General features: G+C 38.2%; 18 protein-coding genes and 6 pseudogenes. 22 read left to right on the forward strand and 2 right to left on the reverse strand.

Annotated features, from left to right (window positions below):
- Positions 1-13: 13 nt before the first annotated feature.
- The 3 genes from LZ575_RS05930 to LZ575_RS05940 are packed head-to-tail and all read left to right on the forward strand — an operon-like array spanning position 14 to position 3,986.
- On the forward strand, positions 14-2,221 hold the full coding sequence (locus tag LZ575_RS05930) for a bifunctional (p)ppGpp synthetase/guanosine-3',5'-bis(diphosphate) 3'-pyrophosphohydrolase (protein ID WP_235329782.1): 2,208 nt from the start codon (positions 14-16) through the stop codon (positions 2,219-2,221).
- 28 nt (positions 2,222-2,249) lie between these two features.
- Positions 2,250-2,708, forward strand: coding sequence for a Fur family transcriptional regulator (locus LZ575_RS05935; RefSeq protein ID WP_235329784.1), 459 nt, complete (start codon positions 2,250-2,252; stop codon positions 2,706-2,708).
- A 6-nt stretch (positions 2,709-2,714) separates the two neighbouring features.
- Positions 2,715-3,986: an adenylosuccinate synthase gene (locus tag LZ575_RS05940; protein ID WP_235329786.1), complete on the forward strand. Its 1,272-nt coding sequence runs from the start codon at positions 2,715-2,717 to the stop codon at positions 3,984-3,986.
- Between the two features lie 71 nt (positions 3,987-4,057).
- Here LZ575_RS05940 and LZ575_RS05945 read toward each other — a convergent pair whose 3' ends face one another.
- Positions 4,058-4,903 (reverse strand): ferritin-like domain-containing protein, encoded by an 846-nt coding sequence (locus tag LZ575_RS05945; protein WP_235329788.1) that lies wholly within the window; start codon positions 4,901-4,903, stop codon positions 4,058-4,060.
- Positions 4,904-4,934: 31 nt separating this feature from the next.
- Positions 4,935-5,570 (reverse strand): ferritin-like domain-containing protein, encoded by a 636-nt coding sequence (locus LZ575_RS05950; protein ID WP_311196000.1) that lies wholly within the window; start codon positions 5,568-5,570, stop codon positions 4,935-4,937.
- 391 nt (positions 5,571-5,961) lie between these two features.
- Between LZ575_RS05950 and LZ575_RS05955 the strand changes: the two genes are divergently transcribed.
- The 19 genes and pseudogenes from LZ575_RS05955 (at position 5,962) to LZ575_RS06040 (ending at position 22,628) form a co-directional block, all read left to right on the forward strand.
- Positions 5,962-7,233, forward strand: a complete 1,272-nt coding sequence (locus tag LZ575_RS05955) for an OstA-like protein (RefSeq protein WP_311196001.1) — start codon at positions 5,962-5,964, stop codon at positions 7,231-7,233.
- Between the two features lie 7 nt (positions 7,234-7,240).
- On the forward strand, positions 7,241-7,774 hold the full coding sequence (locus tag LZ575_RS23365) for a hypothetical protein (protein ID WP_311196002.1): 534 nt from the start codon (positions 7,241-7,243) through the stop codon (positions 7,772-7,774).
- Positions 7,771-8,959, forward strand: a pseudogene (locus LZ575_RS05960) (aspartate aminotransferase family protein). The gene LZ575_RS23365 and the pseudogene LZ575_RS05960 overlap by 4 nt, the downstream one beginning before the upstream one ends.
- 99 nt (positions 8,960-9,058) lie before the next feature.
- Positions 9,059-10,456, forward strand: coding sequence for a lipopolysaccharide assembly protein LapB (locus tag LZ575_RS05965; RefSeq protein WP_235329790.1), 1,398 nt, complete (start codon positions 9,059-9,061; stop codon positions 10,454-10,456).
- Positions 10,457-10,490: 34 nt separating this feature from the next.
- Positions 10,491-11,439: pseudogene (locus LZ575_RS05970) on the forward strand (DUF368 domain-containing protein).
- Positions 11,417-12,434, forward strand: a pseudogene (locus tag LZ575_RS05975) (DUF368 domain-containing protein). The pseudogenes LZ575_RS05970 and LZ575_RS05975 overlap by 23 nt, the downstream one beginning before the upstream one ends.
- Positions 12,431-13,162 (forward strand): annotated as a pseudogene (locus LZ575_RS05980) (shikimate dehydrogenase family protein). The pseudogenes LZ575_RS05975 and LZ575_RS05980 overlap by 4 nt, the downstream one beginning before the upstream one ends.
- Before the next feature lie 361 nt (positions 13,163-13,523).
- Positions 13,524-15,757, forward strand: a pseudogene (locus LZ575_RS05985) (DUF349 domain-containing protein).
- Between the two features lie 13 nt (positions 15,758-15,770).
- The gene (locus LZ575_RS05990; protein WP_235329792.1) at positions 15,771-16,073 is read left to right on the forward strand and encodes a hypothetical protein; all 303 of its coding nucleotides are present in this window, start codon (positions 15,771-15,773) and stop codon (positions 16,071-16,073) included.
- Positions 16,006-16,392 (forward strand): class I SAM-dependent methyltransferase, encoded by a 387-nt coding sequence (locus LZ575_RS05995; protein WP_235329794.1) that lies wholly within the window; start codon positions 16,006-16,008, stop codon positions 16,390-16,392. The genes LZ575_RS05990 and LZ575_RS05995 overlap by 68 nt, the downstream gene beginning before the upstream one ends.
- Before the next feature lie 202 nt (positions 16,393-16,594).
- A complete protein-coding gene (locus LZ575_RS06000) occupies positions 16,595-17,221 on the forward strand; it encodes a hypothetical protein (protein ID WP_235329796.1) in 627 nt (208 codons plus the stop codon).
- Positions 17,218-17,516: pseudogene (locus LZ575_RS06005) on the forward strand (winged helix-turn-helix domain-containing protein). The gene LZ575_RS06000 and the pseudogene LZ575_RS06005 overlap by 4 nt, the downstream one beginning before the upstream one ends.
- 131 nt (positions 17,517-17,647) lie before the next feature.
- Entirely contained in the window at positions 17,648-18,238 is a 591-nt protein-coding gene (locus LZ575_RS06010) for a hypothetical protein (RefSeq protein ID WP_235329798.1), read from the forward strand.
- Positions 18,231-18,566, forward strand: coding sequence for a hypothetical protein (locus LZ575_RS06015; protein WP_235329800.1), 336 nt, complete (start codon positions 18,231-18,233; stop codon positions 18,564-18,566). Before LZ575_RS06010 ends, LZ575_RS06015 begins: the two co-directional genes overlap by 8 nt.
- Positions 18,559-18,891, forward strand: coding sequence for a hypothetical protein (locus LZ575_RS06020; protein WP_235329802.1), 333 nt, complete (start codon positions 18,559-18,561; stop codon positions 18,889-18,891). Before LZ575_RS06015 ends, LZ575_RS06020 begins: the two co-directional genes overlap by 8 nt.
- 590 nt (positions 18,892-19,481) lie before the next feature.
- The gene (locus LZ575_RS06025) at positions 19,482-19,670 is read left to right on the forward strand and encodes a hypothetical protein (RefSeq protein ID WP_235329804.1); all 189 of its coding nucleotides are present in this window, start codon (positions 19,482-19,484) and stop codon (positions 19,668-19,670) included.
- Positions 19,645-20,280 (forward strand): oxygenase MpaB family protein, encoded by a 636-nt coding sequence (locus LZ575_RS06030; protein WP_235329806.1) that lies wholly within the window; start codon positions 19,645-19,647, stop codon positions 20,278-20,280. The genes LZ575_RS06025 and LZ575_RS06030 overlap by 26 nt, the downstream gene beginning before the upstream one ends.
- Before the next feature lie 35 nt (positions 20,281-20,315).
- Positions 20,316-20,858 carry an SOS response-associated peptidase gene (locus LZ575_RS06035; protein ID WP_235329808.1) on the forward strand — a complete coding sequence of 181 codons (543 nt, stop codon included), beginning with the start codon at positions 20,316-20,318 and terminating at the stop codon, positions 20,856-20,858.
- A gap of 180 nt (positions 20,859-21,038) precedes the next feature.
- Positions 21,039-22,628 (forward strand): hypothetical protein, encoded by a 1,590-nt coding sequence (locus LZ575_RS06040; protein WP_235329810.1) that lies wholly within the window; start codon positions 21,039-21,041, stop codon positions 22,626-22,628.
- The last annotated feature ends 142 nt before the right edge of the window (positions 22,629-22,770 follow it).

Here is a 22,770-nt window from a genome sequence, read left to right on the forward strand (position 1 = left end):
GTAATTTTAAACTATGACAGAAGCTGCTATTGAACAGGAGAATAAGGATATTGCAAGACAGTATAAGGAATTGCTGCGCATAAGTTACCGCTCTCTTACTGATGATGATAAAAAGCTGATAAGGCTGGCTTTTGACACTGCTGTAGATGCTCACAAGGATCAGCGCCGTAAATCTGGAGAAGCTTATATCTTCCATCCTATCGCCGTGGCTAAAATAGTAGCCTCAGAAATTGGACTGGATGCCACTTCTATTGCAGCCGCTCTTTTACACGACGTCGTAGAGGATACCAGTTACACGCTGGACGATATTAAAAGAATGTTTGGTAAGACCGTTGCACGAATTGTTGACGGCTTAACTAAAATTTCTCACCTCAAAAAGGACAAAGATGTCTCTTTACAGGCAGAGAATTTCAGGAAAATGTTACTCACCTTAAATGACGACGTAAGAGTTATTATTATCAAGATTGCAGACAGGTTGCACAACATGCAAACCATGGAGTCCATGCGGCCGGACAAGCAAATAAAAATTGCTTCAGAAACACTTTACATTTATGCACCACTGGCCCACAGGATTGGTTTGTACAGCGTAAAGACAGAACTGGAAGATCTTGGCCTAAAATATACCGAGCCGGAAGTTTATACTGATATTCTTACCAAAATAAGGGAAAGTAAAGAGGAGCAGGATGCTTATATAAATGATTTTACTAAGGTCTTAAAAGATTCCCTGGATCACGAAAACCTGGATTATGAAATAAAAGGAAGACCAAAATCTATTTTCTCCATCAGGAGAAAGATGAAGGCTCAACATGTCACTTTTGATGAAGTTTTCGACAAATTTGCGGTGAGGATCATCTACAAAAGCGATGTTGCCAACGAAAAGTTCCTGGCCTGGAAAATATATTCTATCGTAACAGATCACTTCCGGCCAAACCCTATTCGTTTAAGGGATTGGATCTCTTCTCCAAAATCTACAGGATACGAGGCACTGCACATTACTGTAATGGGGCCTAAAGGGCGATGGGTAGAAGTGCAAATCCGCAGTCAGCGAATGAATGAGATTGCTGAAAAAGGATATGCCGCACATTACAAGTACAAGCACGGTGAGGAGCAGGAAGAAAAGGATATGGAAGAATGGCTTAACAGGTTACAGGAAGCTCTGGAAAATTCTGAAACTAACGCCGTAGATTTTGTTGAGCAATTCAAACTAAACCTATATGCCAAGGAAATATTTGTTTTTACGCCCCAGGGGGACCTGAAATCTCTTCCGAAAGGTTCCACACCGCTGGACTTTGCTTTCAGCATTCACACAGAAGTAGGTTTACATACAAGAGGCGCTAAAGTCAATAATAAACTGGTGCCTTTAAGCCATGAACTTAAGAGCGGGGACCAGATAGAGATAATTACTTCAGAAAATGCCAAACCGAATGTTAACTGGTTAGATTATGCTACTACAGCAAGAGCAAGAGCTAAGATAAAATCTTCTTTAAGGGAAGAGAAAAAAGAAATAGCTGAAGAAGGAAAAGCTATTTTGGCCCGTAAGCTGAAAGCTCAAAAGCTGAGTTTTAATGAGAGAATGATCAATGAACTTGTCATTTATTTTAAGCTTAAAACAAGCCTTGACCTTTTTTACAGGGTAGGTATTGGTAAAATTGACAATACAAAACTAAAAGAATTTACTGCCTCAAGGAGTAACGCCTTTGTTAGCTATATTAAAAGTAAGATCAAAAAACCTTCCATTGCTGAAGATCTTGACAAAGAAGAGATCACCAGCAAGTACGATCAATTGGTATTTGGGAAGGAGGAAGATATCCTCGATTATAAACTGGCCAATTGTTGTAACCCTATTCCCGGGGATACTGTTTTTGGGTTTATTACTGTAAGTGAAGGAATTAAGGTTCATAAAAAAGATTGTCCTAACGCTATTCAATTTCAAAGCAATTATGCCTATAGGATAATCCAGGCAAAATGGATAGATTCAACCCAGCAGGATTTTAAAGCTGTGTTGAACTTAACGGGTATAGATAACCTGGGATTAGTGAGTGAAGTGACCCGGGAGATCTCAAAAAGCCTCAACGTGAATATGAGAAGTATTAACTTTGAGAGCTATGAAGGTTTATTTAGAGGTAAAATTACAGTTATAGTAAAAAATAACACAATCCTGAATACTCTCATCCAGCATCTTAAAAAAATTAATGGCATTGATAAGGTGTCCAGAGAATAAACCAATACATTTGCAAGGGAGGTAAAATATGAGCAAAAAAATAGTTAATAAGAACGACCAGGCAGTTGTAAAAAATGTTTTTACAAAATTTCTTGAGGAAAAAGGCCACCGGAAAACTCCGGAACGCTTTGCTATTCTTCAGGAGATATACAACAATGAAGAACATTTTGATATAGAGTCTCTTTATATTAAAATGAAAAACAAAAAATACCGGGTTAGTCGTGCCACATTATACAATACTATAGAACTTCTTCTTGAATGTGGTCTTGTAAGGAAACACCAGTTTGGCCAAAACCAGTCTCAGTATGAAAAATCCTATTTTGACAGGAATCACGATCATATAATTCTTACCGATACAGGTGAGGTTATAGAATTTTGTGATCCAAGGATACAAAGTATCAAACAAACAATTGAGGAGGTTTTTAATATTGATGTTTCTAAACATTCTTTATATTTTTACGGCACCAAAAAACAATCAACAAATTAAAATTTTATGGCAGTAGACTTACTACTTGGATTACAATGGGGTGATGAAGGAAAGGGTAAAATAGTAGATGTTTTTACCGAAAAATATGACATCATCGCAAGGTTCCAGGGAGGTCCAAATGCGGGTCATACTCTTGAGTTTGACGGACAAAAGCATGTTCTTCATACAATTCCCTCGGGAATTTTTCATGAAAACACCATTAACCTGGTTGGGAATGGGGTAGTAATAGACCCTGTTATCTTTAGAAGGGAATTGGAAAATCTTGACAGATTTAATATCAATTATAAGACAAACCTTCTTATTTCCCGGAAAGCCCATTTGATATTACCAACCCATCGCCTGCTAGATGCAGCTTCTGAAGCCTCTAAGGGGAAAGCTAAAATAGGTTCTACCTTAAAAGGAATTGGGCCTACTTATATGGACAAGACAGGAAGAAATGGACTGCGGGTTGGCGATTTGGAGATGGCAGACTGGAAAGAAAAATACAGAACTCTTGCCGATAAACACGAAGCTATGATTAGCTTCTACAACGTTGATATTCAATACAATCTTGCAGAACTTGAACAGGAATTTTTTGAAGCCATAAAAGTTTTAAAATCTTTAAAGTTCATTGACAGCGAAGAATATCTTTACCAGGCACAAAAGGAAGGAAAGACCATTCTTGCAGAAGGTGCTCAGGGATCATTACTAGATATAGACTTTGGAACATATCCATTTGTTACTTCTTCAAATACCACAGCTGCAGGAGCCTGTACTGGTTTGGGTGTAGCTCCTAATAAAATAAAAGAAGCTTTCGGAATTTTTAAAGCTTATACCACGAGAGTCGGTAGCGGCCCCTTCCCTACTGAACTTTTTGATGAAGACGGTGAGATCATGGGACGGGTTGGGAAAGAATTTGGAGCTACAACAGGTAGGCCCCGCCGTTGCGGATGGCTGGATTTGGTAGCTTTAAAATATGCCGTTGAGATTAATGGGATCACCCAGCTAATTATGATGAAAGGAGATGTTCTTAGCGGTTTTGAAACTTTAAAAGTTTGTACAGCTTATAATTATAAGGGTGAGGAAATTTCTCATTTCCCATACAATATTGAAGCTGAAAATGTAACCCCTGTGTATACTACGATGAAAGGTTGGAAAGAAGATCTCACTAAAATGACATCTGAAGATGATCTTCCACAGGAATTTAAGGATTACGTAGCCTTTCTTGAAAAGGAACTACAAGTGCCAATTTCGGTTGTATCTGTAGGACCGGACCGAAAACAAACCATCCGAAGATAAATTTAAAACTGTAGAATAAAAAAATGCTTTTCAGAAACTGAAAAGCATTTTTTATTTTCAATTGGTAAGTACTAAGGGTTCACAATAAATAAACCGGCAATCCTACTCGCTGTTTCACCAGACATTGGTTCATCAAATGCCTGAGATACTGCAACAGCTTGAAAATCTGTAGCATCAACAAGGTTTACACCTCCCTGAGTAACATTTTCTTCACCGTTATACACATCCTGAGTGGCTTCCGGCATTCCGGGTCCTCTGTTGTCGAGCGTAATCCAGCCCAGCGCGTTTTGATTAAGATCTTCTCCTATTACATTAGCTCTAAGTCTTCTTATTTCTGAAGCATGTCTCGCTTCCACGGAATGAATTTGGAGTGCAGGCCTAAGAAATTGAGTTCCCATAAGGTTACCAGCCTGTCCTTTATAAGCTCGTACACCAGTATCTTCAAAAGCCTGTGCAAGGGCTAATAATTGAGCATAAGCCATTTCCTGGCCAATTCCATTTTCATTGAAAGGATCAAACATTCCTCCCACTGTAAAGTCAAATTCAGGAGATTCAACTGAGTTATCTCCCAGCCCGCTTTGCAGGAAATCAACGTGAGCGTCTTCATGTTTTGATATTTGCATGTAAATAGCTTCAGCTTTACTTCCTGCAGGAAGTACTCCGGAATCCAGAGCTTTCATGTAAAATTCAGCTTCAAGATATTCAAGTGTGAGAGCAAGTTGTAAGGCAGAAACCGCAGAATTTGCATCCTGGGCAGCAAAAGCTTTTGAAGAACCCGATGCAAGGCCAAAAGGAACTGCTACCATTGCAGCTTTCTTACTTAAAGAACCAAGGGTTCCAAACATTTCTCTTCTGGAAGCAGTCTTTTTTGTTAGACTTTCAGAAGTAAATTCGTCTAAAAATTTTATAATATTCATAGTGTGATTTCTTTTAAATTAGAGGTACGTCTTAAGATCCGGTTGGCAGGTTATTAGCTGTAAATTCAGTTACAATAAAGCCTTTGTCTCCAACTTCCTGTAATACCTGGGCAGGTGTTTTCGCCAGGTCAAGACCATTCTCATCTATTATCTCATCTCCTGCAAAAGCTGTATCGCTTTCAAGGAACAAAGATCTTATCGCCGCAGCGTGCCGCGCTTCTACAGAAACAATTTTTCCTGCAATCACAAGATAATTGGGAGTTTCCAGTAAACTTCCCGCACCATTATATGCTGCCACCCCGGTATCTTCAAGTACTTGTGCAGTTGATAGAACAGAATCTCTACTGCTAAAATTTACACCGCTAAAATCGAATTCAAGTTCCGGTAAAACCATATTTGGTGCTGCAGCCGTAATTGCAGCTTTAAAGAATTCCCGGTGAATTACTTCATGTTTATAAAGGTCCTCCAGAATCAGTTTTTCTTCTGCAGTTGCCGATGCCCAGTAAGAGCCATCCATAACATTGGTGTAAAAAGCTGCTTCCAGCTGTTCCAGTGCATAAGCATAATTTAAAATTCCCACGTCGCCACTACCCAGGTCAAATATTTCTCCTGAAGGTGTCTCTGGCATATTGTCCATGTCATCATTATCGCTGCACGAATAAAGCATTAAGCCTGAGTAACCACGACAAGGCTACCCATCTTAAGAAATTTCCGACGGGAGTTGTTTGAATTTTGCTGCAAATCTTCCTTTTGCACTTTTAAAAGGGGTTTTTTCATAATATGTGTTTTTGATCTCACCAAACTTACCTGTCTTTGCTGCTGAAGGAGAATTCTCGCAGTTAAACTTTTATTAACGAAAATCCTAAAACCTTAAATAATCATAATTTTAAGTAAACTTTATGTTCTGTTTATTGTTGAAAAATCAGTATTTTGAGGAAAATGATAAAATTTTTTCAAAAATAATAGTGCTAATCATAGATATAGTAGTCTGTACATAAGGAAATATTAAAGGCACAATTTGTGCTCTTTTAATTACTTTTGATCCAAATATTATTTAATTGAAATTTTCAGCAAATTCTTTTTTGTTTCTTGTCATAATACTTTTGGCTGTGATCCCTGAAGCTAATGCTCAGGGAAGGCTGATAGATTATGAAAGCGAGCGACAAATTATTAATGAGGAGCAATATCCCGGTGCAGTTGTTCTTAGCGGTATAAACGAACAGGTTTATTTTAATCACGAAGGAATTGAGGTATGGTGTAATAACGCAGTCTTTTACCGGGAAGCAAATTTTTTTAAAGCATACGGTGATGTTAGGATGCAACAGGGAGATACGGTAACAATGCAGAGTAATTATGCTGAATATAACGGCACCACGCAATTTGCTTTTGCAAGTGGGAAAGTAAAAATGACCCGCCCTCAAACCACTCTGGAAACTGACACCCTCTTTTTTAACCGTGTAAAACAGCAGGCTTACTTTACGAGTGGTGGAACGGTGACAGATACTGCCAGTGTCTTAAAAAGCCTAATTGGCAGATATTTTATGGAGGAAGACAAATACTCCTTTGTGACTAATGTGGTTCTTACCAATCCTGAGTATGTTATTAATTCAGCTCAACTGGATTTTTATTCAGATACGGGACACGCTTACTTCTACGGGCCCACGACAATAGAAAGTGAAACCAGCACCGTTTATTGTGAGCGCGGCTTTTATGACACGCGTGCAGATGAGGGTTACTTTGTAAAGAATTCCAGAATTGATTACGAGAACAGGATCCTGGAGGGAGATAGTCTTTATTTTAATCGAAGTAACAGTTTCGCCTCTGCCACAAATAATATACGGGTTACTGATACCCTTAATAAAAGTTTAATAACCGGGCATTATGCTGAAGTATTTCGCGACCGGGATTCAGTTTTTATTACAAAAAGAGCAGTGGCAGCTACGGTTCAGGATAATGATTCTATCTTTATTCATAGTGATACCCTCATGATCACTAGTAAACCTGAAAACCGGATCATTCGGGGATTCTATGATGTGAGGATGTACAAGAGCGATATGAGCGGGAAAAGCGACTCCATATATGTTAACCAAAAAACCCTAGGTCTAACCAAATTAATAAACCTTCAGGCCGGGCCTGTCACTTCTGTAACAGTAAAACGAAGTCCTGTATTGTGGAGCAGTGGCAGCCAAATGACAGGCGATACCATACACCTGCTGAGTGATCCTAAAACAGAAAAACTGGACTCCCTCAAGGTTTTTGATAATGCCTTTCTCATTCAGAAGGATAGTATAGAAGGATTTAACCAGGTCAAAGGGAAAGAGCTCACTTAGCCTGTTTGTGGATAATGAACTATACCAGGTCGACATTGTAAAAAATACAGAAACAATTTATTATTCCAGAAATTCAGAACAGGAGCTTATTGGGATTAATAAAACCCTTTCCAGCTCAATTAAAATAATGTTTGAGAACAGGGAAATTAATTATATAGACTACATTACCAGCGTAGATGGAACACTAACTCCCGAAGAAGAATTTCCGGAAAATGCGCGTAGGCTCAAGGGCTTTAACTGGAGAGGCGATGAAGAACTGCATTCCAAAGAAGATCTTTTTGCCGGAAAGGCACCTCCGGAACTTGTAAGAATTAAAGGGATCCCTTTACCAGAAACTCCTGAAGACTTTTTTGATGAAACCAATGAAAACAAACCTTTATTAAACGAAAATTCAAGGTTAAAACCTGAGGATTTAAAGGATAAAAAAATTGATAGTATTCCACAAGTTCAGCAAAATATAGAGCCGGGAACGGTAAAGCCACTTGAGCAAAACAAGGAACAGGAAGAGACAGAAAATAAAGAAGAAGGAGAAACAAATTGAGACAGGATTTTTTAAAGTACCAGGCACAGACAACACCCCACCCGTTGGCACTGGAAATTTCTCATGCCAAAGGTTCTTATATATATTCAACTGAAGGAAAGCAATATTTAGATTTTGTGGCAGGAGTCTCTGCTACCAGTCTTGGCCACTGTCACCCCCGGGTGGTAAAAGCCATTAAAGACCAGGCAGAAAGTTACCTGCACGTAATGGTTTATGGAGAATACGCCCAGGGACCTGCAGTGGATCTTACCCGCTTATTAGCTCAAAATTTACCTGAACCTTTAGAGAAAACTTATCTTACCAATAGCGGGACAGAGGCAATTGAAGGAGCCTTAAAGCTTGCCAGAAGGTATACTCTACAGGAAGGAAATAATAGCAGCAAAAGATGCCTATCATGGCAATACCATGGGTTCTTTAAGCCTCATGAGCCTGGAAGAAAGACAAAAACCCTTTCGGCCGCTTATAGGAGAAATTTCCCATATAGAATTTAATCTTGAAAAAGATTTACAGAAGATTACTTCCAAAACGGCAGCGGTCATTTTAGAAACTATCCAGGGCGGTGCAGGGTTTATTTTACCAACTAATGATTACCTGGGAAAGGTTAAAGAACGTTGCAAAGAGACCGGAGCATTGTTAATCCTGGACGAAATTCAGCCTGGCTTTGGAAGAACGGGAACCTTGTTCGGTTTTGAAAATTTTGATGTTGTTCCAGACATTTTGGTAATGGGGAAAGGCATGGGAGGCGGATTGCCCATTGGAGCCTTTACCTCCTCTACAGAAATCATGGACAGTTTAATGGATAATCCAAAGCTGGGTCATATAACTACCTTTGGGGGAAATCCTGTAATTGCTGCAGCTGCTTTAGCTACCCTTCAGGAAATTACAGAGTCTGACCTTATGGCAGAAACCCTTCAGAAGGAAAAACTCTTTCGAAAATTACTGGTTCATCCGCTAATTTCCGAAGTTAGAGGAAACGGCCTAATGCTGGCAATGATGACCCCTTCCGAAGAAATTGCTACAGAAGTTATATTAAGAAGCCAGAATAAAGGTCTTATTCTATTCTGGTTACTATTCGATAAAAAAGCGGTGCGTATCACTCCTCCCCTAACTATTTCTCCTGAAGAAATAAAAGAAGGATGTGGCATTATTCTTGACGTCCTAGATGATATAAGTAAACAGATTTGATCTGTTAATTACTTTGTTAAAAACAATATGTTATTCTACAGGTTTTACAGGTATACCTTTATAACTTTAAATCAGTAGAAATCCAGTAATCCCCGGTGTATGCAATTAAGTCATAACGAAGAAAACAATTTCTCACTTACACGCTTCGAATCAATGCTTAAGACTAATGACGTTTTATTCTTTGACTCTGAAGAATTTGAGGATATCATTCACCATTATCTTGAAAATGGGAAGATTGCATTAGCTAAAAAAGCCGTTAAGATGGGCCTTGCCCAACATCCTACTTCTACCAACTTAAAACTTTTTAAAGTTGAGATATTAGTATTTGAAGACAAACTGGATCTTGCAGATGGTTTACTTAATGAACTGCACGAACTGGAATCTTCAAATGAAGAGGTTTACATTCAAAAAGCCAATATATTTTCCAAGCGCGATGACCACCAAAAAGCGATTAAGATGCTGGAGAAGGCGCTCGATATAACAATGGATGAGGCAGATGTTTATTCCCTGCTGGGTATGGAATATTTATTTCTTGAAGATTTTGAGAATGCCAAGTTCAGTTTTATGAAATGTTTGGAGGCAGATGAGGAAGATTATTCTGCTCTCTATAATATAATGTATTGCTTTGATTTCCTGGAACAGAAGAACGAAGCAATTGAATACCTCAATATGTTCCTTAACAAGAATCCATACTGCGAAGTTGCCTGGCACCAGATAGGAAAACAATATTTTGACCTTAAACAATTTGACAAAGCACTTACTGCTTTTGATTTTGCTATTATAAGTGATGATATGTTTATTGGTGCATACCTGGAAAAGGGAAAGGTCCTGGAGAAACTTGGTAAGTTTAATGAGGCCATAGAAAATTATCGTATCACTCTGGATCTTGATGACCCAACATCTTTTGCTTATTTAAGAATAGGAAAATGTTTTGAGAAACTTGGTCTTGAAGAACTGGCATTAGAACATTATTCTAAAACAGTTCATGAAGATCCATTACTGGACAAAGGGTGGATCGCTATTACAGATTTTTATTATCGAAAAGGTAACTTTCAAAAAGCACTTTACTATATTAATAAAGCTATTAATATAGATGAGGAAAATGTGCTTTACTGGAAGCGTTATGCTAAAATAAACAGCAGGCTTAATCTTTTTGAAGAGGCCGAACGAGGATACCAAAAAACGATTGACCTGGGAAATTATGAATTGGAAACCTGGATCAAGAGATGTGATATCCTTATTAACCTGGGAGAGTATGAAACGGCTGTCCAAAATTTATTGCAGGCAGTAGAATTTTATCCTGAAACGGCAGAAGTTGAATATCGCCTTGCAGGTTTATATTTTAATTTAAATGAAGGCGACAAAGGCTACTTCCACCTGAATAACGGTTTAAAAATAGACGCTGAATATTATATTATCATAGAAGAATTATTTCCAAAGATCTTTAGCAGAAAAAGTGTTAAGGAAATGATTAATTCTTACCTGAAAGCCTCCTGATTTATTTACCTTTGGTGGGAAATAAATGTTCAGGATGCAACGCAGCATAAAAGATTACGTTACTATAACTCTTAAAGGAATGGCAATGGGTGCCGCAGATGTTGTGCCCGGAGTATCGGGAGGTACCATTGCTTTTATTACCGGAATTTATCAGGAATTAATTACTACCATTAGTGGTGTAAATTATTCTTTGATCCAGGTTTGGAGAACCGAAGGAGTAAAAATTGCCTGGGAAAAACTTAATGGGCCTTTCATTATTTCCTTACTTCTGGGTATACTAATTAGTATATTTTCTCTTATGAGAATTGCTAATTATCTTCTGGAAGAGCATCCCGTTTTAATCTGGTCTTTCTTTTTTGGTTTAATTCTCGCCAGTATTTGGTTTGTAGCCAAACAAATTCCTAAATGGAACTTTAAAATTGTCCTGGCACTTATCATTGGTGCTGCGGTAGCATATTTAATTGTTTCCCTTCCTCCATCTACAGGAGTACCGGGGAACGGGTATTTATTCATGTCTGGTGCTATTGCGATATGTGCTATGATCCTGCCGGGAATTTCCGGAGCATTCATTCTGGTGCTCCTTGGAGCTTATAAGACCATTACTGAAGCCGCCCACGACTTTGATATTAAAACTCTGGGGATCGTCGCTGCTAAGTGCCGTTTTTGGACTCCTTGCCTTTTCAAAAATTTTAAAATGGCTGTTCGAAAATTACAGCAATATCACCCTTGCCGTTCTCACAGGTTTTATCGCGGGATCACTTAATAAGATTTGGCCCTGGAAGAAAGTATTAGAGACTGCAGAGTATGGTGATAAGAGTGTGGTCCTTAGAGAAGCTTCTGTCTTACCGGGAAATTTTGAGGGTGATCCTCAGCTCATTCTTGCTGTAATATTAATGCTTGCAGGATTTCTTTTAATCCTTATCTTAGAGAAAATCGCAACAAAAAAGCCTGTGCCAGCAAATGCAGAAAACCCGGACCTTTAGTGATAAATTTTTCTTAGTACTCAAAGGTTTGGCAATGGGAGCTGCAAATAAAGTTCCCGGCGTATCTGGGGGGGTGGTTGCTTTCGTAGCTAATGTTTTACGAAGAATTTATTTACTCACTTCAAAAAATAAATTTAAAGGCTTTTAAACTTCTTATAAACGGAAGATTTAGAAGCCTTTACAATTATACCAATGGAAAATTCCTGGGTTTGTTGATCCTTGGAATGGTGATAAGCTATTTTAGTGTTTCCCTCCTACTCGATTATTTAATTCTACATTATGAACTTTATGTTTGGGCTGCCTTCTTTGGGATGATCGTGGGCTCTATTTATTACATAAGTAAAGATTTTGATGACTGGACAGGAAAAAGTTTGTTGTACGTCCTGGCCGGAATTATTGTAGGGGTGGCAATAAGTTTTCTTGAGCCTGCAAAAGAAAATGACAATCTCTGGTTCGTCTTTTTCTGTGGAATGGTAGGAGTTTCAGGTATGACACTGCCAGGTCTTTCCGGTTCTTTTATTCTAATTCTTTTTGGAAATTATGTATTGCTCCTGGTAGATTCTGTCACTGCTCTTTACATAACCATTAAGGATATGCTCATGTGGGACTTTTCTTTTCTTCAGGATCCTGTAAGAATAAGAATGTTAGAGGTTTTAGCTGTCTTTTCCATTGGTTCCCTGGCCGGACTTGTTTCCCTTTCACACTTACTGGGGTTCGTGCTTAAGAACTATAAAAGGCAAACTTATGCAGTAATTATAGGATTTATAACGGGATCTCTGGGGGTAGTATGGCCCTGGAAAGAAAAGATCTATAAGTTAAACGCACAGGGGGAAATAGCTATAGATAAAGCGGGTAACAAGGTGCTGGATAACTATGACAGGTATTTTCCCGATCCTTACGACAGCAGTACCTGGATAGCTGCTCTATTAATTATTTTCGGTATTACCATCGTTTTGGGTTTAGGATGGTATGAAAAAAGAAATTCAGTAAAATGAAAACATACGGACTTATAGGTAAAAATATCAGCTATTCATTCTCACGCGCATACTTTAGCAAGAAATTTGAGGCTGAAGGAGTTGATGCTCAATATGTCAATTTTGATCTGCAAACGATAGAAGAATTTTCTGAAATACTATCCTCCCCGCCCTCCGGCTGTAATGTTACAATTCCTTATAAAGAACAAATTATTCCTTACCTGGACAGATTGGATCCTGTTGCAAGCGACATTGAGTGCTGTAAACACTATTAAATTTGAAAATGACGGTAGTCTTACAGGCTATAACACAGATTACTTCGGATTTATGGAATCCTTAAAACCTTTCCTGAAACCCGAGCATCAAAAAGCACTGATCCTGGGAACCTAGGTGGTGCTTCAAAAGCTGTGGCTTACGCACTTAAATTACTGGGAATTTCCTACACCTTTGTTTCAAGATCCTCCGAAAAAGATCAATACTCTTATTCAGATCTTTCTGAACATATTATGCAGGAGTATAAATTGATCATTAACTGCACCCCATTAGGAACCCATCCCAATACATCAAATTTTCCATCAATACCTCTGGATTTTCTTAGCTCACAACATTTACTTTACGATCTTATTTACAATCCCGCAGAAACTAAATTAATGCAATTGGCACTTAAGAAAGGAGCCACGGCAATTAACGGAGAACAAATGTTAAAGCTTCAGGCAGAGAAAGCATGGAGCATCTGGACTTTGAAATAAGGCAGGGGAAGGAGCGGCGGCAACTTATAATTTCAAGGAAAAGCTTGGCTTATTTTTAGGGAGTTAGTATCTTTCAGGCTAATTCATACCAGCAAGAACTATAACATTGAAAGATATGTCTCAGCAAGAAAATGACCACACGAAAAAAGATCTCCCCGAAACAAATCCAAAAAATCCTGAAGTAGACTCCCCGGCAAAGGGCAGTGAGGATACCAAGGGACAGGAGAACGGGAAGAAAGAAAACACCGGGAAAAGTGCATTTTCTTATTCTGCTGAAAATTCTATTTCTTCCACTCCACAACCGGGTAAGGAAGAAGACCAGCTTGAAAATGCAATGCTGGAGGAAAACCAGTCTACAGGAATGAGAGCCAGGAGTGAGGCTCAGGAAAAAGAATATTCTGATGCTCAAAAAGAAGATGAACCTTTAAAATCTCCTGAAGATCAATCTAATGTAAAAAATTCTGAAGTTCCTGATGCTCAGGAAAATTCTGAGGAAGAAGCAGCCAAAACACTTTCTGAAGATAAATCATCAGAAAAAACTGCTTCAGAAGGATCTACAACAGAAAAAGATCCTACAGACTCTGCCCTGGAAAAGATGCGCAGCGAGAAACCAACAACTGAGGCTATCAAAAATTCTGAAGATATTTCTGCCAGTGATATAGAAGCAGTAGACGCTGCATTGGAAAAAATGCGTTCAGAAAAGTCACCTTCCGAAAAGAATAAAGAGAAAGAAAATTCTTCAGCCGAAACTTCTCATAAAGAGGAAGATGAAAAGACGGAATCATCTTCAGCCGGAAATAAAAAAGACGCACATTCAGAATTTGAAGAATCTGTTGCTGAAGAAAGCGAGGATGAAACAGCCAGTGAGCGCCATGGAATAGAGAAGAAAGATTACCATTCTATGTCTAAGGAAGAATTGGTAAGTGAGTTGGAGCGCCTGGTAAAGAATGAAAAAGTGCAGGCTATAAAAGAGCACGTAGAGGAAATACGCGCAGAGTTTAATGCAAAATTTGACGAAGAGCTTGAGGAGAAAAAAGAGGATTTTCTTGCAGATGGCGGAAATATTATAGACTTCCACTACTCTACTCCTCTTAAAAAACAATTCAATTCAGTTTATTTCGATTATAAAGAAAAACGAAATAATTATTACAGCAGCTTAAACAGGATTTGAATCAAAATCTTAACAAGCGCCAGGAAATTATTGAGGAGCTTAAAGGTTTGCTTGATGTAGAGGAAAATATCAATACCACATACAAACACTTTAAGGAGCTGCAGGACAAATGGCGAACGGCAGGTCCCATTCCACGTGATAAATACAACACTGTTTGGAATACTTACCATCATCACGTAGAAAATTTCTATGATTTCCTTCACCTTAACAGGGAATTCCGGGATCTGGATTTTAAACATAACCTGGAACAGAAGCTAAAAGTTATCGACCGGGCAGAGGAATTGACGCAGGAAAAAGATACCAGCCGTGCCTTTAGGGAATTACAGATGTTGCACAAAATGTGGAAAGAGGAACTGGGACCTGTAGCTAAAGAATACCGGGAAGATATATGGAACAGGTTTAGTGAAGCAACAAAAAAGATCCACGACCTTAGACAGGCATATTATGATCAACAGGATCAACAATATGAAAAAAATCTTGAAATTAAACAGGAGATCAATTCCAAAATAAAAGCGCTTGCAGAAACTGAACATACTTCCCATAACCAGTGGCAGCAAAAGATTAAGGAACTGGAAGCCTTAAGAGAAGAATTTTTCAAGGCAGGAAAGGTTCCAAGGGATAAAAATGAAGAGACCTGGACGGTATTTAAGCAAAATGTAAGGCAGTTTAACCGTAACAAAAATGCTTACTACAAAGGCCTTAAAAAAGACCAATATGAAAATCTCGAAAAGAAACGGGAATTGATCAAAATAGCTGAGGACAATAAAGAGAGTGAAGATTTTAAAGTCACTACTCCTCTAATGAAAAAGATCCAGACGGACTGGAAAAAGATTGGTCATGTACCCCGAAAAGATAGTGATAAGGTATGGAAACAATTTAAGGCAGCCTGTAACCATTATTTTGATCGCTTACACAAGAACAACAATGAGGAAAACTCTGAAGAGTTAAAAGCCTTTGAGCAGAAAAAAGAGATCCTTGACAATTTAAAGTCTCTGGAACTTACCGGGGAAAAGAAGCAGGACCTTCCTAAAATTAAGTCTGCCATCGAGGAATGGAAAAACATTGGAAGGGTCCCTTACAACAAAAGGTTTATAGAAGGAAAGTTCAATAAGCTGCTGGATCAATTATTTTCAAAACTGGATGTAGACAATACAAAGGCCGAGATGATGAAGTATGAAAATAAAATTCAAACTTTAAATGATGCAGATGATGATAAAAAGTTACGCAATGAACATTACTTCCTCACAAAGAAGATAGAAGAAACCAAAGCTGAAATTATGCAGTTGGAGAATAATCTTCAGTTCTTTTCCAATGTAGATGATGATAATCCCCTGGTAAGAGATGTGCATAAAAATATTGCGGAACATAAAGAGCAGCTGGAGATTTGGAAGGAAAAACTAGAGAAAATAAAATCTCTGTATTAGGTCTTTACCTGCCATGCGCTGCCCCCTTTGTAAAGGTTCTACAATAGATTTTTACCGGGACGAGCGCGAGTTTGCCAGATGTACTGTTTGCAAGGCAATTATGCTGCTACCCCGGTATTTTCTTACTGCCGAGGAAGAGGAAAAGAGATACCTCCTTCACAATAATAATGTTGAGGACTTAAATTACCTGCACTTTATAAGTCCTATAACAAATGCTGTTCAGGAAGATTTTCCTGTAACATCGACTTTTGGACTTTGGTTGTGGTACAGGCCCGGTAGCTTCAGTCTTTTTAAGAAGACAGGGGTTTTCCATTAATCTTTATGATCCTTTTTTTGAAGATCATCCTGAGGTATTAAAAAAGAAATATGACTTCATTATGTGCTGCGAAGTAATGGAGCATTTCCAAAATCCCCGGCGCGAATTTAAATTATTACACAAGCTTTTAAATCCAGGAGGAAAACTTTACTGTAAAACTTCTTTATATAGAGAAGAAAACGATTTTGGGAGCTGGTATTATAAAAACGATCCAACCCATGTTTTTCTTTATACTGAAGACACTTTAAAATGGATCAGGTTAGATTTTGGGTTTACAGAACTCCAAATAGATCCCAAGCTTATTATTTTTACAAAATAATTTAATCTCAATCCTTTACGGATTTATTCCTCTTCGCTTCCTCTTCTAATTATGCGAGGTTTCTTACGACTCTTCCTACACCAACAGTAAAAAACCTCAATAATAGAGCGGTGTATCTTGCTTAATAAATTATTTGCTCTTTTTTTACCACCGGGTCAATAATTCAATTTAATTTTTAACTTTGTATTTCAAAGTACTTTCTATGGAAACAGATCAAAAATATATAAAAGATCTCACAGAGATCCGTTCCATGATGGAACGATCTACTAAATTTCTTTCCCTATCTGGCCTGTCCGGGATTATGGCGGGTATATATGCATTGGTTGGAGCCTATGTAGCATATCGGTTATTTTATGTGGAAAATGATTCTGTTTTTTACAATTCGATTGACAGGCAGGAAATAAATGGTGATATAATAAATGTTTTAATTTTAGCTTTCGTAATTCTTGTGTTGGCCGTGGGAACAGCTATTTATTTATCCTGGAAAAAATCTAAAAAAGAGGGGAAAAAAATCTGGAATACAGCTGCGAGGAGAGTTGTAATTAATATGGCTATTCCATTGGTAACAGGGGGAATATTTATTTTGATTCTTCTCACCAAAGGGCTTTATGGATTTCTGGCTCCCGCAACTCTGCTTTTTTACGGACTTGCCCTGGTAAATGCCAGTAAATTCACCTTTGAGGAATTAAGATCTTTAGGAATTGTCCAGATAATCCTGGGGCTTTTTGCTTCCTACTTTATTGGTTACGGACTTTTATTCTGGGCTTTAGGCTTTGGATTGATGCACATCGTGTATGGAATTGTTATGCACCTGAAGTACGAGAAATGAAAACCTACCTGAATGATCTACATAAAGCCTTCGAAAGTAGGGTAAGATTGGGTATCATGTCTGCCCTGGCAGTAAATGATACTCTTGACTTTACTGCACTAAAGGAGTTTTTAGACGTAACTGATGGTAACCTGGCCAGTCATATTAAAGCTCTGGAAAAAGAAGAATTTATTAGAGTAAAAAAAGCATTTGTAGATAGAAAACCAAACACAAAATATTTTATGACCAGGCAGGGAAAAAAGCTTTTGAAGAACATATTTCGGCACTGGAAAAATTGATCAAATCCCAAAAATAGGAAGTTATGCAAATAAAAAAATTTACCATATTACTTTGAAATTCAAAGTACTTTTCAAAAAGGATTATTTCAGATTTTGTCAACCCAATTAGATAAAGTCAGTATCAAAATTTTAGAAAAACAAAAAAACCATGAAAGAACAAATTTTAACCCAACTAGACTATCCTGAACAGCTGGAAAAGCTTTACAGATCAAACAAAACCAACTTTAAAAAAGAGTTCAATACCCTTTACTCTGAAATTAAAGGCAACCCGTTAGCTGACTTCTGGAATGAAAGACTCAATTACGAAACTGATGACCTCAACCGGGGATCGGCCAGAGATTTAATTTTCATTCTAGTTGCCTCTCTTCTTGCCGGAATAATTGCAAAATTCCCCGCATTTTTTGGAATAGATGAAGAATTTTTCTATCCCAGAAATATCGGGTTCATTCTCTTTCCAATGTTAGCGGCCTGGTTTGCCTGGAAGAGAAAATTATCTTCAGGCAAGATCGCGGTTATTGTTATCTCATTAGTAGTAGGAGTTGTTTATATCAATGCCCTACCCGATCTTCCCGATAGTGACACCCTTACTTTAGCCTGCATTCATTTGTTGATTTTCCTGTGGGCTATACTTGGTTTCGCTTACGTAGGTGGAAAACGTGAGAGCGACGAGAAACGTCTTAATTTCTTAAAATATAATGGAGACCTCCTGGTCATTTCTGCTCTAATAGGTATTGCTTAGCGCAATTATGACAGGAATAACTATTGGGCTTTTTTCTCTGATAGGTATAAATATTGAACAATTTTATTTTGAATATGTTGTAGTTTTTGGACTTCCAGCTATACCCATTCTCGGCACATACCTCACACAAACCAACCCGCATCTGGTAGGAAAAATTTCTCCTGTTATTGCCAGAATATTTAGTCCGTTAGTCCTGGTAATGCTCGTGATCTATCTGGTGGCAATGCTATACTCGGGCAAAGATCCTTACAACGACAGAGAATTCCTTCTCATATTTAACGTCCTGCTAATTGGAGTAATGGCGATCATTTTCTTTTCGGTTGCTTAGCTCTTCGGGAACCAGGAAAAGCAAACCTGAAGTATTGATCCTCATCTTGCTTTCTGTAGTAACAATTCTCGTGAACGGAATCGCTCTTTCGGCAATACTGTTCAGGATTTCTGAATGGGGTATCACTCCAAACCGTATTGCTGTACTGGGAGCCAATCTCCTGGTGCTTGTAAATCTAATGATGGTAACTGCACAACTACTAAAATCGACTTCCAAAAAAGCAGATTTAGACAGTGTTGGAAATGTAATTGCCCGCTACCTGCCAATTTATATCATATGGGCGATCGTAGTCACGTTCACTTTTCCATTGATCTTCGGAATCTAATTAATCGAACCTTGAATATAAATATTATGACATCAACAAATGTACTAACAGATATCGCCTCAAATGTGTTGAACCTTCTCAGCTGGATCTTTGGAATAGCTGTCTTCACCGCTAAGCATTATTAATACTTTTTGGGGGAATGATCTTTTCTTCGGAATACTTTTGATCCTTCTTTCCTTCGTTTATTTTCCCCCGGTGACCTCTTTTGTCTACATCTTATTCGGCTTTTCAATTCCTGTTTTAGTGAAGCTCCTTTTGACAGTTTTCATCATTATGGCAGTTTTAGGGGTGGGGGAATTGTTCGATAAGATCGAATTAATGAGGAGAGATTTAATGTAAAATTGAATTTTGAAATAAAATAAAATCAGGGAAGCAGACGGTTATTATAGAGGTTTCTGAACAGCCGAAAAGTGCGGGGATTGATGCAAAACACCTGCTGATCGATCTCAATTTGAATAACAATACAGAGAAAGTTAAAATTGACGGGGTCGATGTTGAGGAAGACGAACCTGATCTGATTTAAAATCCGGGAGCAGGGGTAAGGTTTTTGCAGTTATAGAGTCGAAAGAAATAATAGAAGCTAATTAGTAATGATGAAGATGGAATATTTTGTTGATAAGGATTCAATAGTCCGGGAGATTTGGGGAAAGGGAGATACTATTCTGTTCATTTTTGCCGGGGCGTCTTCAGAATTTGCTTTAAACAAAACTGTAGACTGGCTGTACTTTACTGGCTTAGTTACCCGCCGATCCTTTGGGAAGACTATTTTCCACGGTTGAATACGGTAGAAAAATAATATTTTCAGAAAAAGAAGCAGCACTTCGCGCGATAGATTCCATAGCCGCAATACATTCCGCAGTAGAAAAAAAACGCGGAGCTAAGATTCCCGAATGGGCTTACAGGGATGTCCTGTTTCTGCTAATTGATTATTCCATCCGCTCCTATGAAGTGTTGGAACGTGAGCTGATTTTAGCTGAAAAAGAGGAAGTTTTTGATGTTTTTAACCGACTTGGAACCAGAATGGGAATAAAAGGATTACCGGAAAACTATCGGGCTTATGAAATAATGAGGGAGGAGCACCTTGAACAGGATCTCGAATACAGCAAACTTACAAAAGATCTATACAAGCAATATCGCAAACATCTCGGGCCAATGCGGTTTCAAATCCTTAAAGAGGCACAGACTCTTGTAAGTCCGCCCAGGGTAAGGGAGTTGTTAAACTTCAGAAAAGTTTCCCTATTAAGTCCTGTAATTGTTGTCTATAAATTAAGCAGATTTATAAAACTGAATTATATAATGAGAGATATTTTCCTTCCTTCCGAATATAAAAAGGAGATCAGGGAACTCGATAGTATTCAAATTAATAAATGCCCCTATTCAAATGTATAAAGGTAATTTTTTAACTTGGAGAAAAAATTCTAGAAATGTGTTACAGGACAAAATTAAATGCTAAAATAAAGGATCTTGAAAAAACCTTTGATGCTAAATTTATTGAACCGGAGGCTCATACTCCCAGAGAGGAGATCAATGCGTTTGACTTCTGCCGAACGCCTGTAATAACTAATGAAAATCCCGAAGAAATAAATTTGTATCACTGGGGATTAATTCCGCAATGGGCGAAGGATGAGAACATAAAGAAAATGACCCTGAATGGCAAAATAGAAACTGTTACAGAAAAACCTGCATTCAGAAACTCTGTAAAAAATCGTTGTCTTATACTTGCTGATGGGTATTATGAATGGCAGTGGCTGGATGCAAAGGGAAAAAATAAACAGAAGTACCTTATTTACCCAAAGGATCAGAAAATATTTGCTTTTGCCGGAATTTATTCCTCATGGATTCATCCTGAAAATGGCGATCTCATCAACTCTTATACAATTCTTACTACCGAAGCCAATGAGACTATGGCTAAAATACATAATACAAAAAAAAGGATGCTTAGTAGTTCTAAGAAAGGAAGATCGTAAATCATGGCTATACGGGAATGAAATATCTGCTTTTGCTTTTCCGTACGAAGTGCCTTTGGAAGCAATTGCAATTTAAGTAATCTTGGAATCTTATCCTCCTGCCTATCCATAGTTATATTTAAATTATTCCTAAATTAGAAAGTTTCTTATTGTATTCTCCTTAAAAAATAAAATCACAAATTGCAGAAAAACAGGAAGGCCTATAGGGTGTTTTATAAGCTTGAGGAACATCTTGAGATACCCATGTTCATACTCGCCCTGGTTTGGTTATATCTTTTTATAGCTGAGCTTGTAAAGGGACTAAGTCAATTTCAGGAAACTCTCATTTACGTTATCTGGGGCCTATTTATACTGGAATTTCTAATTAAGCTTATTGTAGCGCCCCGAAAGATGCAGTTCATTAAGCAAAACTGGATTACCCTTATTGCCTTACTCATTCCTGCTTTTAGAATGCTGAGGATCTTTAACGCTCTGCGCATCCTTAGAACGGTTAGAGTAATTAATTCTACACGTGTTATTAGAGCTATAACTTCAGGTAAAAGATTTTTTTCTGCATTAAACGAGGCTCAGGGACCAAGCCCGAATCCCGAGATGGACGTAGGACTTTTAATTGCTTATACCAGGAAGGAAGACAAAGAAGCTTTAATTTCTTTTGCTGAACAAATTACACAGGACGTAAAAATAGAATTGGAGGAGAGCACAGGGTTAAAATGGAATTTTGATGTTGCTGAAGATTTTAGGCTGGAGAGTGATTCCTCCCGAAGTCCTTCAGAGTTTTTAGACAGAGCGAGTACGAGTATGGCTGAAGGTCCTTACGACCTGGTTACCGTAATTACAGATGTTGGACTTATGTCACGCCGCAATAATCTCGTCGCGGCTTTGAGCTCCACTGTTACCCGCGTAATTGTGATCTCCACCCGAAGACTTACTGCCACAGGAAAAAATAAAGCTTCCCTGGACCTTACAAATGAGACTGTGAGGAAGAACACTGCCACGCTCTTCCTTCGCCAGGCAGGGCATATATTAGGGTTAAAAACTGCTAATTCTCCCGCATCCAGCAGGATAATGGGAGCAGAAAGTTTTCAGCAAGACCTAAAAAAATTTCCATCATTTTCAACAGAAGAAAAACGGAAATTAAAACAAAAAGCAAAAAAAACCCCCGACAGGGAATTGCAAAACGGTAATGATATAGAAACCTTTATTTTCCATATTCTTATGACGCTTAGGCACCCCGGTAAATTCTTCCGTCCCCTTTTAAAAAACCGCGCCTTGTTTTTACCCCTTTCCCTCCCCGGCCTAGCAACTGCTGCGGTAGCGCCATCTATTATTCTGGTTTTTAGTTCAGAAATCTGGGATGTAGGTTTGGGATTAACAAATGGAACTGCAGCTTTTTTTGCAGTAATAAGTATCATGCTGGCCAGTTTTTACCTGGTAAGGGTACAGTCTCTATTCCTGCCCAGAAAGGAGAAAAGAATTATCACCGAGCACCTCGCAGTTGCAAATTCTGTGATCTACTTTAGTATATTTTTCGCCTGTATTGGTCTCTTTCTTCTGGTAGCTGTGATGGCCCTAATATTAATGCTGTATGTTTTTCCTCCCGATCTTATGCAAACCTGGCCCACTCTTAATCGCCCTGAAATTACCCTTGAAGATCAATTAAGAATTGCAGTATTTATCAGTACCATTGGCGTCACCACCGGAGCCCTGGCAGGTGGTCTTGAAAGTCGAAAAATTATTCAGCATTTAGCATTATTCCGAAATAGAGTATAATTTCTCAGGTCCCTAATATCTTTAAAACTATTACCTTGAAATAATATAAGGGAAATCACCCAATTTTTTCAGTTAATTAGAATTTAACAGATATTTGCGAAAAATTAACATTATCTTTGGTAGAGATTTCCCCCATATTTTA

This window comes from Antarcticibacterium sp. 1MA-6-2 (genome assembly GCF_021535135.1).
GTDB lineage: Bacteria > Bacteroidota > Bacteroidia > Flavobacteriales > Flavobacteriaceae > Gillisia.

Bases quoted from the DNA above. Each gene is read 5' to 3' on its own strand.
- LZ575_RS05930 (WP_235329782.1), top strand. From the start codon at position 14: ATGACAGAAGCTGCTATTGAACAGGAGAATAAGGATATTGCAAGACAG.
- LZ575_RS05935 (WP_235329784.1), top strand. From the start codon at position 2,250: ATGAGCAAAAAAATAGTTAATAAGAACGACCAGGCAGTTGTAAAAAAT.
- LZ575_RS05940 (WP_235329786.1), top strand. From the start codon at position 2,715: ATGGCAGTAGACTTACTACTTGGATTACAATGGGGTGATGAAGGAAAG.
- LZ575_RS05945 (WP_235329788.1), bottom strand. From the start codon at position 4,903: ATGAATATTATAAAATTTTTAGACGAATTTACTTCTGAAAGTCTAACA.
- LZ575_RS05950 (WP_311196000.1), bottom strand. From the start codon at position 5,570: ATGCTTTATTCGTGCAGCGATAATGATGACATGGACAATATGCCAGAG.
- LZ575_RS05965 (WP_235329790.1), top strand. From the start codon at position 9,059: ATGCAATTAAGTCATAACGAAGAAAACAATTTCTCACTTACACGCTTC.
- LZ575_RS05990 (WP_235329792.1), top strand. From the start codon at position 15,771: ATGCGCTGCCCCCTTTGTAAAGGTTCTACAATAGATTTTTACCGGGAC.
- LZ575_RS06000 (WP_235329796.1), top strand. From the start codon at position 16,595: ATGGAAACAGATCAAAAATATATAAAAGATCTCACAGAGATCCGTTCC.
- LZ575_RS06010 (WP_235329798.1), top strand. From the start codon at position 17,648: ATGAAAGAACAAATTTTAACCCAACTAGACTATCCTGAACAGCTGGAA.
- LZ575_RS06025 (WP_235329804.1), top strand. From the start codon at position 19,482: ATGATGAAGATGGAATATTTTGTTGATAAGGATTCAATAGTCCGGGAG.
- LZ575_RS06035 (WP_235329808.1), top strand. From the start codon at position 20,316: ATGTGTTACAGGACAAAATTAAATGCTAAAATAAAGGATCTTGAAAAA.